We start from the raw sequence: 9,875 nt of genomic DNA, 5'->3' as shown, positions 1-9,875 counted from the left end.
CCCACCGCCTGGGACGGCTACGCCACCGCTGCTTGCTGCGAAGCCGGCGTTGAGGCCCAGAAGTCGGGCGAGAAGGTCTCGGTTCAACTCAATACCAAGCCCGAGCTGTACAAGTAGGAGTGGCCATGAAGATTGCCCTCGATCCCACCCCGTTCCACCACAGCCACGGGCTGCTGGAGTTTCCGCGGCTTGCCGCCGATCTCGGGTATAAATACCTCCAGCTGACCCCGCACGCGGACTTCATCCCGTTCTTCAACCACCCGAAGGCCGACGACGAATTGGTCGGCCAGCTGAAGAAAGCCTGCAAGGACGCCGACGTCGAGATCGCCTCGGTGCTCCCGGTGCTGCGCTGGTCCGGACCGGACGAAGACGCCCGCGAGGCCGCTGTCCGTTACTGGAAGCGCGCCATCCAGATCACGGTCGATCTTGGCGTGCAGACGATGAATACCGAATTCAGCGGCCGCCCGGAAAAGGCGGAGGAGTCCGAAAGGGCCTTCTACCGTTCCATGGAAGAGCTGCTGCCGATCATCGAGCGCGAAGGCCTGGACGTCCTCATCGACCCGCACCCGGACGACTTCGTGGAGGACGGACTCGCCGCGCTGCGTGTCATCCGTGGCGTGAATTCGCCCAACATCGGTATGGTCTACGTTGCCTCCCACACGTTCCACATGGGCAACAAGCCGCTCGACATCATGCGGGCCGCGGGGGACAAGCTGCGCTTGGTCCACGTGTCCGACACCATGGACCACCACGCCTCCCACGGGCTGCGCTACATCACCAACCCGCCGGGAAACGCCGTGCGCGTCCACCAGCACCTCAAGATCGGCGACGGCGACGTCAACTGGGACGAGTTCTTCGGCGGACTCAAGGAAATCGGCTTCCTGGACAAGGACAACACGGTCATGGTGTCCAGCGTCTTCGCCGAGGACGACAACGCCAACGAGGTGTCCCGCTACCAGCTGGAAACCATGGGCAAATACATCGCGAAGGTCCAATAAGGGCGGCCGCGGCTGGACCGGTTTACGGGGTCTTGCCGGGGTTGCGTGCGCTGGCGGCGCGGGCGACGTGGCTTCGGGCGTGTTCGACGGCTGGGCCCAGTTCGGTGAAGAGGTGTTTGTGGTGGCGAAGGGAGTCCAGGACCCCCACCTGGGTGACGAGCCGAACGTGGCGCTCCTGGATCCCTTTGATCAGCACGGTGATTCCGCGGCGTTCCAGGGCCTGGACGATGTCTGTGATGGTTCTGGCACCGGTTGCGTCCAGGATCTGCAACTGCGACATGCGGATGATCACGACGTCGACGTTCCGGATGGCGCTGACCCGCTCCAGGACGCGCTCGGCAGCGGCGAAGAATAGTGCCCCGTCGAGCCGGAACACGGCGATGTGCTCGTCCCCTTCGTGGACCGGGCCGGGGATTTCTTCCCGGTGCACACCGCTGGACCGGACCAAGGCACGCAAGGCGAAGAATGCAGCGACGGCGATCCCGATCTCCACGGCCTCGATCAGGTCGAAGGAAACGGTGATCAGTGCGGTGACGAAGAACACGACCGTGTCGGCGCGGGTTGATCCGATCACGCTGCGCAGCGTCTTGAGGGAGACCATGCGTGTCGCGGTGACCATCAGGACCCCGGCCAAGGCAGCAAGGGGGATGCGGGAAACCGGGCCGGTGGCCAGGTACACCACGGCAAGCAGGACCAGCGCATGGGTAATGGCGGCAAGGCGTGTCCTGCCCCCGGAACGAATGTTGACCGCTGTGCGGGCGATGGCACCAGTGGCCGGCATGCCGCCGAAGAATCCGGACGCGACGGACGCGAGGCCCTGGCCCAGGAGCTCACGGTCCGCGTCATAGGGCCGGTATCGGAGATCGACGCCCCGACCCGTGCCGAGAGCAGTGACTCGATCGCGGCCAGGGCCGCGATCGTAGCCGCGGACCCAGCCAGCGCGGTGATCGTCGCCAGGTCCAGGGAGGGGATCATCGGCGCCGGCAGGGAATCTGGCAGCGCACCGATCCGGGTCACAGGCAGGTCGAGGAACTGCGCGGCCACAGTGGCAATGATGATCGCGATGAGCGAGCCCGGGATCCGGGGGTGGATCCGCGGTGACGCAATCATGATCACCGCCACCAGAGCCACCAGGGCAGTCGGGGCAAGAACCGAGGCAGGGGACACGGTGCCGATGGCCTGGGCGGCAGAGATGACGGCGTTGCTGCTGGGGCCCGGCTTGGTGCCGAACGCGGCAGGGACCTGCTGCAGGAAGATGATCACCGCGATTCCGACGGTGAAGCCCTCGATCACCGGCCAGGGCAGGAGCGTCACGACCCGCCCGAGTTTGAGTAGCCCCGCGGCCACCACTATCACCCCGGCAAGGACCGAGACCGCCGCAGGGCACCGAGCCCGTGGGCCGCGATCACGGGGCCCAGGACCACGACCATGGCTCCGGTGGGTCCGGAGACCTGGATGTTGGAACCACCGAAGACGGCCGCGATCACGCCGGCGATCACCGCGGTGATCAATCCGCTGGCCGCACCCGCGCCGGAGCTGACACCGAATGCCAGTGCCAGCGGCAGTGCGACAATGCCGACCGTGACCCCGGCAACCAAGTCTCCTTTCCAGGTACGCGGCAACAGCGTGTAATCCTGCCGCCCGGGAAGCAAAGCCCGGACCGCCACCAGGGCCTTCACCGGGTGCTGGCTGCGGCTGACGCGGATGCAGCCGCCTCTGAGGACTCAAGCTGCGCCCGGGTGGTGTGCAGAATGTCGTTGAGCAGCAGTCTGGCCACGGAGAGGAGTTCCGCAACCTGCGGGTAAGCGAGGGTGTAGAACATCTGCAGTGCCCGTCGTTCTCCCTTGACCAGGTGATATCGGCGCAGCACTGACAGATGCTGGGACAGGTGCGAAGCCTCCAGGCCCGTTGCGGCCAGAAGCTCAGTCACTGACACTTCGGGCGCGGCCGACAGCAGCTCCAATACCCGGATCCTGACCGGGTGGGCCAGCCCCTTGAACAGATTGGCCTTCACCTCGTATAGCGGTGCCCGGAAATCCGCGAACTCTTCCATGATTGCCTTCCTGGCCCACACCACGAGTCTTTGCTTGACTATTTTATGGATTCATCATCCAGTGTAACAAGGGTGGGAATAGAGAGCCCTGCAGGCCAACACAAGAGGGCCCCATCTCGGATGAGGCCCTCCTCTATGGTTCGGTGAACCGGCTAGCGAGGAACCCCCTACGCCGTCACCTTCAGCGACGCTTCCAGCGCTGCGTCGGCATCCCGCAGGACCTTGGCTGCCACTTCGAGTCCTTCGATCCGGCCGAGGGAAGTGTCTTCGTGCTCGATGTTGACCAGCATGTTCGGGTCCACTTCATAGAGGGCACGCAGGAACTCGGTCCAGTAGGCGGTGTCGTGCCCGCGGCCGAGGGCAACGAAGTCCCACGCGGAGTTCTTGGGCCACTCGTTGGCCCATTCGTCGCCGCCGAGGTTGGTGCGGCTTTCCTCCGGGGAGAGCCGGCGGAAGCTGTTGTCGAGCACCCCGTAGAGGGCTGCGTTCGCGGTGTTGATGCGCACGTCTTTCGCGGCTGCCTGGAAGACCAGGGGTCCGAGTTCGCGGACCACGGCTACCGGATCCATCTGCTGCCAGAACAGGTGCGAGGCATCCAGTTCGACGCCGACGTGGGTGGCGCCCGTGAGTTCGATGAGCTTGTGGACATCTGCGGAGTTGAACACGATGTTCTGCGGGTGCAGTTCGAGGGCTACCTTGACGCCATGCCCAGCGGCCAGGCGGTCTGTCTCGCGCCAGAACTTCGCCGCGATGTCCCACTGGTAGTCCAGCACGTCCAGGGCCGCCGAGTTCCAGGCGTTGACGACCCAGTTGACCGTGGTGGCTCCCGGCTCGCCCCCGGGCAGACCGGACATGGTCACTACCCGGTTCTGGCCGAGGCGCTCTGCAAGCCGGATGGAGCGGCGGATGTCCTCGGCATGCTTTTCACCGATCTCGCGCTTGGGGTGCAAGGGGTTGCCGTTGCAGTTCAGTCCTGCGATCGCGACGCCGGTCCCCTCGAAGATCGCGAGGTAGTCGTCGCGGGCGGCATCCGAGACAAGAATGTCGTCGAAGGTGGGGACGTGGACCGCGGGGAGGAAGCCGCCGGTGTTGATCTCGATGCCCGTCAGACCCAGGTCCGCGATGACCTTCAAGGCCTCGGGAAGCGGCCTGTCGTGCAGGATTGCGTTGTAGACGCCGAGTTTCATAGCGTGATGGTCTTTCCGTTGTTGAGTGCGGATGCGGTGACGGCGCCGAGCAGTTCCATGTTGCGGACGCCTTCGTCGAACGTGGCGCAGCGGGGGAGTGACTCGGATTCCGGAAGTCCGGCGACCTCCTCGAGGAACGCCCGGGCCTGGTAACCGAAGGCGTCGTTCTGCCCGAAGCCCACTTCGGGGGCGTCCATGGCGAGGCCGCCGGCGATGTAGGGGTGGCCCGGGCCGAGGATGACCTGGCGGTAGCCGTTCTCGTTGCCGGAGCCATCGTTGAGGAAGAGCTGGATTTCGGAGGGGCGGCGCTGGTCGAACTTCGCCGCACCGTTTTCGCAGAACACTTCGAAGTTGAGGCTGTTGGCGTGGCCGGCTGCAACGCGGGACACTTCGAAGCTGCCCGCGCCGTTCTCGAATGCTGCGTTGAAAGCAGCGTAGTCGTCGTTCTCTACGGCCTCGAAGGTGTCGCTGACAGCGGCGTGGTCGTGGCCCATGACGGCGCCAAGGGGCACAGGGCGCTTGTCGATGACGGTGCTCAGGCGACCGCCGCTGATGGACGTGATGTCGCCGCACAGGAACTCGGAGACATAGGCCAGGTGGCTTCCGACGTCGGCCAGCGCACCGGAGCCGGGACCCCCCTTGTAGCGCCAGCTCATGGGAGCGGAAGGGCTGAAGCCGTAGTCGGTCCAGTAGCGGCCGCTGAAGTGCAGCACCTTGCCGAGGACGCCGGTGCGGATCAAGTCGCGGATGTAGGCGATGCCCGGTGTGCGGCGGAACGTGAAGCCGATGCGCGCGATGCTGGAAGCGTTGCGGGCTGCGTCCGCCATGGCCCGGGCGTCCTCGATCGAGTCGCTCAGCGGCTTCTCGCAGAGGACGTGCTTCCCTGCGGCCAGGAGTCCCTCGACCACCTCGCGGTGAAGGGAATTCGCGATGACGACACTCACGACGTCGATATCGTCCGCTTCCGCGATCGCCTGCCATGAGGTGTCATTGCGTTCGTAGCCGAAACGCCGGGCAGCGAGGGACCCGAACTCCGGGTTCACGTCCCCGATCGACACGAGGCGCACCGGCGGAAGCACGGGGCTATAAAGGGCAGACGCTGTGCGGTAGGCCGCCGCGTGTGCCTTGCCCGCCATTCCTGCGCCGATGACGGCGACCCCTAGGCTCTCAGCCATTGATTTCTCCTTCGAAATTCAGCCTGGGTGTCGAGCACACCGGGGCATTTTGGAGCGCTACAATTTAGCACTGGACTTACAGCGTAATCATGTGAGTATGTCCTGTCAATGTCTTGCGAATACCCTTGACAGCAAAGGAGAAAGGTTCCCGAACCATGAGTGCCAGCAGTCCAAAAACCCGCCGCCCCACCATCTACGACGTTGCCAAGCTAGCCGGCGTCTCGCCGTCGTTGGTGTCCTTGGTCCTCCAAGCGCCGGCGAGGGTCAGCGACAAGCGCCGCGAAGCCGTCCAGGCCGCAATATCGGAGTTGGGCTACCGGCCCAGCCGGGCCGCGACAACCCTGGCGAGCAATCGGACCAAGAGCATCGGCCTGGTGATCGACGACTACCGGAACCTCTGGTTCGTGGACCTGCTGAGGGGCATGGAATCCGTCCTCTCCGATCTCGGATACCACGTCATGCTGGCCGACTCCCGGCCCGGCGAACACCGCATCAAAGAAGCCACGGACGGCCTCCTCGCCATGCACATTGATGCGCTGGTGATCGCGGCGGAACCGAGCGAGCCTATGCTGGCGCGGACATGGGTACCCACGGTGGTTGCCGGATGGCGCATGGGGGTGCCGAACGGCGCCGACCTCATTACCAACGACGACGACGGCGGAGGCGGCCTGGCCGCGAGCCACTTGCTGGAGCTGGGCCACACCCGCATCGGCCATCTCTCAGGGTCCGACGGCGCGTCAACCCATCGGCGTGCCGGTTTCCGGCGGCAGATCCAGGCCGCCGGCGTCGAACTCCTGATTGCCGAGTCCAAAGGCACTTCGGAGGAAGATGGCTACGCCGCGGCTTCCTGGCTGCTGGACCACTACCCGGACGCGACGGCGATCTTCGCGGCCAATGACACCATGGCCGTGGGCGCCTTCGCCGTCCTCAAGGCCAGGGGCCTTCGCGTGCCCAACGACATTTCTGTGATCGGCTACGACAATTCCCCGCTGGCAAAGTCGAGGTACTTGGACATCACTTCCGTCGACAACCGAAGCGACCTTGTCGGGGTTGATGTTGCGCACAGGCTGCTCGCCAGGATCGAAGACCCCGCTATCAAGCCCGAGCGCACCCTGATTGATCCCGTCCTGGTTGTCCGCTCGACAACAGCGCGCCCCGCACCTTAATCCGGATCTGACGGTGATCACCGCGACCATCTCACGTAAAAACATCCTAATGTCAGGACAAAGTATTGACATCTGTGAGGCGAGTCACCATGATCTGTGTAGAGGGCTTTGAGCTCCTGCAGAGTGGCAGGGCCACAACCCCAATCAAAGGAGATAAATCGTGAAGAAGTTTTCCTGGCGGAAGGCGGCACTCGTTGCGGCCGTCGTTCCGATGATGGCTCTTAGCGCTTGTTCCAGTACGGGCGGGAAGCCGGCTGACACTGGCAACGCTGCCGCCGGCGGCGGTCAGGCCGTAAGCACTCCGCGCATCAAGGTAGCACTCATCACCCACGCACCGTCGGGTGACACCTTCTGGGACATCGTCCGCAAGGGCGCTGAGGAAGCGGCCGCGAAGGACAACGTCGACCTTCAGTACCTGAACGACCCCGAAGCCGGCCGCCAAGCCCAGCTGGTCCAGCAGGCTATCGACCAGAAGGTCGATGGCATCGCAGTCACACTCGCAACCCCGGATGCCCTTAAGGACGTCCTCAAGAAGGCCGAGGATGCAGGCATTCCCGTGGTGAGCCTCAATGCCGGCGAAGACGTTTCCGCGAAGCTCGGAGCGTTCACCCACTTTGGCTCGAACGAGACGCTCGCTGGTGCGGCGGTTGGAACCCAGCTCGCTGCCCAGGGCTTCAAGCACCCGGTCTGCGTTATTCAAGCCCAGGGTCACGTCGGCCTCGAGGCACGGTGCGCCGGTGTCAAGCAAAAGGTCCCTGGAACGGAGATCCTGTACGTCAACGGCCAGGACATGACTTCTGTCCAGTCGACCGCGACTGCGAAGCTCCAGGCGACGAAGGACGCTGACGTCATTATCGGCCTCGGCGCCCCCATCACGATCACCCTGCTCAAGTCCGTCACGGACGCCGGCAGCTCGGCCAAGGTTGCCAGCTTCGACCTCAATGCCGAACTGGCCCAGGACATCGTGGACGGCAAGGTTCTCTTCACAGTGGACCAGCAGCCGTGGCTCCAGGGCTACATGTCCGTAGACGCAATCTGGCAGAACAAGCGCGGCGGCTTCAAGATCGGCGGTGGCCAGCCGGTGCTCACCGGGCCTGCCATCGTTGACAAGTCCAACGCACAGGACGTCCTCAAGTTTGCCCAGCAGGGCCTCCGCTAGATCCAGGAACCTGGCCGCGCGGCGGGTGACCGCCGCGCGGCCTGACCAACAAGGAGTTATTCCCATGGCAAGCACAACTACCCTGCCGCCGGCGCCGGCTTCAGCCCCGGGGCCACGTGGCGATGAGAGGATGGGGCGGCGCAGCCCCTTCCAAAAGCTCTTGGGTCGCCCCGAAGTGGGCGCCCTCGTAGGAGCGGTGGTCCTCTTCATCTTCTTCTCCCTCGTCTCCAGCACCTTCCTGCAGCCGAATGCGTTTGCGACTGTGTTGTATGGTTCTTCGACGATCGGGATCATGGCGGTGGGGGTGTCGCTGCTGATGATCGGTGGCGAGTTCGACCTTTCCGCCGGTGTGGCCGTGATCTCGTCGGCGCTTACTGCGTCGATGTTCAGCTGGTATTTCTCAATGAACGTCTGGGTCGGGGTGACCCTCGCGCTCGTGGTCTCCCTCGGGATCGGATTCGTTAATGGCTACATTCTGGTCAAGACGAAGCTGCCGTCCTTCATCGTGACGCTCGCGACGTTCCTCATGCTCACGGGCCTCAACCTCGCCCTGACACGTGCCATCGGAGGCAGCGTGTCTTCGCCGTCAATCGGTCCATGGATGGTTTCGCGTCGGCCCGGGCTGTCTTCGCGTCTTCGGTCAGCATCGGCGGCGTGGATGTGAAGATCACGATTTTCATCTGGATCATCCTGGTCGCGATCGCGTCCTGGGTGCTGCTGCGCACGAAGGTGGGCAACTGGATCTTCGCCGCCGGCGGTGACGCGAACGCTGCCCGCGCCGTGGGTGTCCCGGTGACGAAGACGAAGATCGGCTTGTTCATGGCGGTCGGGTTCTGCGGCTGGGTCCTGGGCATGCACAACCTCTTCGCGTTCGACGCGGTGCAGTCCGGTGAGGGCGTGGGCAACGAGTTCCTGTACATCATTGCCGCGGTGATCGGCGGCTGCCTGCTCACCGGCGGCTACGGTTCCGCGGTGGGCGGGGCGATCGGTGCGTTCATCTTCGGGATGGCGAACAAAGGCATCGTGTACGCCCAGTGGAACCCGGACTGGTTCAAGTTCTTCCTGGGCCTGATGCTGCTGCTGGCCACCATCGTGAACCTCATCGTCAAACGCCGCGCAGAGCTCAAGTAGAAGGGGCGCAAGAGAATGAATGCCAAACAGATCGACCAGCAGACCCTGCTCAAGGATGAGAAGGACCCGCTGACCCACACCCCCGTGCACCTGCTCTCCCTGGACGCGGTGGGCAAGCACTACGGGAACATCATCGCCCTGCGGGACGTGACCATGGCCGTGGACAACGGCCGGGTCACCTGCGTGCTGGGGGACAACGGCGCGGGCAAGTCCACGCTGATCAAGATCATCGCCGGCCTGCACCAGCACGACGCCGGGGTGCTGAAGATCATGGGGGAGGAGCGGAAGTTCAACTCCCCCCGCGACGCCCTGGACGCCGGCATCGCCACGGTCTACCAGGACCTGGCCGTGGTGCCGTTGATGCCGATCTGGCGGAACTTCTTCCTCGGCTCGGAACTGACCACCGGCTGGGGCCCGTTCAAGTCCATGGATGTCCAGAAAATGAAGGACATCACGCTCAAGGAACTGGCCCAGATGGGCATCGACCTGCGCGATGTGGAACAGCCCATCGGCCAGCTCTCCGGCGGTGAACGCCAGTGCGTGGCGATCGCGAGGGCCGTGTACTTCGGGGCGAAGGTGCTGATCCTGGACGAACCCACCGCCGCGCTGGGCGTGAAGCAGTCCGGCGTCGTGCTCCGCTACATCCTGCAGGCCCGCGACCGGGGCCTGGGCGTCATTTTCATCACGCACAACCCGCACCACGCCTTCCCGGTCGGGGACCGGTTCCTGCTGCTCAAGCGCGGGAAGTCCATCGGCTACTACGACAAGAAGGACATCACCCTGGACGAACTCACCGCCCAGATGGCCGGCGGCGCGGAACTGGCCGAACTCGCCCACGAACTCGAACAACTCGGCGGACACACCCAAGCCCTCAAGGAAGTCCAAGCCGAAGTCGCCGGGGTATCCGAAGTGACCGACGTCGCGGGCGCAGCTGACAATTCAAGGGAAAGCAGCCCGCGGCACGCTTAGCGCGCGGGGAGACAGCGCGGACGGAGACGGGGGTCCG

At 64.5% G+C, this 9,875-nt stretch carries 7 protein-coding genes and 3 pseudogenes; 6 read left to right on the top strand and 4 right to left on the bottom strand.

Annotation, left to right across the window (positions count from 1 at the left end):
- Both AHiyo1_RS26375 and AHiyo1_RS07740 read left to right on the top strand, forming a co-directional pair.
- Positions 1-117, top strand: a pseudogene (locus AHiyo1_RS26375) (inositol 2-dehydrogenase); the annotation flags it as partial.
- Positions 118-125: 8 nt separating this feature from the next.
- A complete protein-coding gene (locus AHiyo1_RS07740; RefSeq protein ID WP_059388172.1) occupies positions 126-998 on the top strand; it encodes a sugar phosphate isomerase/epimerase family protein in 873 nt (290 codons plus the stop codon).
- Between the two features lie 22 nt (positions 999-1,020).
- Here the strand turns inward: AHiyo1_RS07740 and AHiyo1_RS07735 are convergent.
- The 4 genes and pseudogenes from AHiyo1_RS07735 to AHiyo1_RS07720 all read right to left on the bottom strand — a co-directional run bounded on the left by AHiyo1_RS07735 (position 1,021) and on the right by AHiyo1_RS07720 (position 5,413).
- Positions 1,021-2,677, bottom strand: a pseudogene (locus AHiyo1_RS07735) (SulP family inorganic anion transporter).
- The gene (locus AHiyo1_RS07730; RefSeq protein ID WP_059388171.1) at positions 2,674-3,051 is read right to left on the bottom strand and encodes an ArsR/SmtB family transcription factor; all 378 of its coding nucleotides are present in this window, start codon (positions 3,049-3,051) and stop codon (positions 2,674-2,676) included. The pseudogene AHiyo1_RS07735 and the gene AHiyo1_RS07730 overlap by 4 nt, the downstream one beginning before the upstream one ends.
- A gap of 167 nt (positions 3,052-3,218) precedes the next feature.
- The gene (locus AHiyo1_RS07725) at positions 3,219-4,238 is read right to left on the bottom strand and encodes a sugar phosphate isomerase/epimerase family protein (protein WP_059388170.1); all 1,020 of its coding nucleotides are present in this window, start codon (positions 4,236-4,238) and stop codon (positions 3,219-3,221) included.
- The gene (locus tag AHiyo1_RS07720) at positions 4,235-5,413 is read right to left on the bottom strand and encodes a Gfo/Idh/MocA family protein (protein WP_059388169.1); all 1,179 of its coding nucleotides are present in this window, start codon (positions 5,411-5,413) and stop codon (positions 4,235-4,237) included. The genes AHiyo1_RS07725 and AHiyo1_RS07720 overlap by 4 nt, the downstream gene beginning before the upstream one ends.
- A gap of 155 nt (positions 5,414-5,568) precedes the next feature.
- Here AHiyo1_RS07720 and AHiyo1_RS07715 point away from each other — a divergent pair, with 155 nt between their 5' ends.
- The 4 genes and pseudogenes from AHiyo1_RS07715 to AHiyo1_RS07700 all read left to right on the top strand — a co-directional run bounded on the left by AHiyo1_RS07715 (position 5,569) and on the right by AHiyo1_RS07700 (position 9,838).
- A complete protein-coding gene (locus tag AHiyo1_RS07715; RefSeq protein WP_059388168.1) occupies positions 5,569-6,579 on the top strand; it encodes a LacI family DNA-binding transcriptional regulator in 1,011 nt (336 codons plus the stop codon).
- A 160-nt stretch (positions 6,580-6,739) separates the two neighbouring features.
- Entirely contained in the window at positions 6,740-7,738 is a 999-nt protein-coding gene (locus tag AHiyo1_RS07710; protein ID WP_059388167.1) for a substrate-binding domain-containing protein, read from the top strand.
- A 64-nt stretch (positions 7,739-7,802) separates the two neighbouring features.
- Positions 7,803-8,869: pseudogene (locus AHiyo1_RS07705) on the top strand (ABC transporter permease).
- 15 nt (positions 8,870-8,884) lie between these two features.
- Entirely contained in the window at positions 8,885-9,838 is a 954-nt protein-coding gene (locus AHiyo1_RS07700; protein ID WP_059388166.1) for an ATP-binding cassette domain-containing protein, read from the top strand.
- Positions 9,839-9,875: the final 37 nt, after the last annotated feature.

It is taken from the genome of Arthrobacter sp. Hiyo1 (assembly GCF_001263615.2).
GTDB lineage: Bacteria > Actinomycetota > Actinomycetes > Actinomycetales > Micrococcaceae > Arthrobacter.
This window is presented reverse-complemented; position numbering and strand designations above follow the sequence as displayed.

Excerpts from the sequence above, each read along its gene's own strand:
- AHiyo1_RS07740 (WP_059388172.1), top strand. The coding sequence starts at position 126 with ATGAAGATTGCCCTCGATCCCACCCCGTTCCACCACAGCCACGGGCTG.
- AHiyo1_RS07730 (WP_059388171.1), bottom strand. The coding sequence starts at position 3,051 with ATGGAAGAGTTCGCGGATTTCCGGGCACCGCTATACGAGGTGAAGGCC.
- AHiyo1_RS07725 (WP_059388170.1), bottom strand. The coding sequence starts at position 4,238 with ATGAAACTCGGCGTCTACAACGCAATCCTGCACGACAGGCCGCTTCCC.
- AHiyo1_RS07720 (WP_059388169.1), bottom strand. The coding sequence starts at position 5,413 with ATGGCTGAGAGCCTAGGGGTCGCCGTCATCGGCGCAGGAATGGCGGGC.
- AHiyo1_RS07715 (WP_059388168.1), top strand. The coding sequence starts at position 5,569 with ATGAGTGCCAGCAGTCCAAAAACCCGCCGCCCCACCATCTACGACGTT.
- AHiyo1_RS07700 (WP_059388166.1), top strand. The coding sequence starts at position 8,885 with ATGAATGCCAAACAGATCGACCAGCAGACCCTGCTCAAGGATGAGAAG.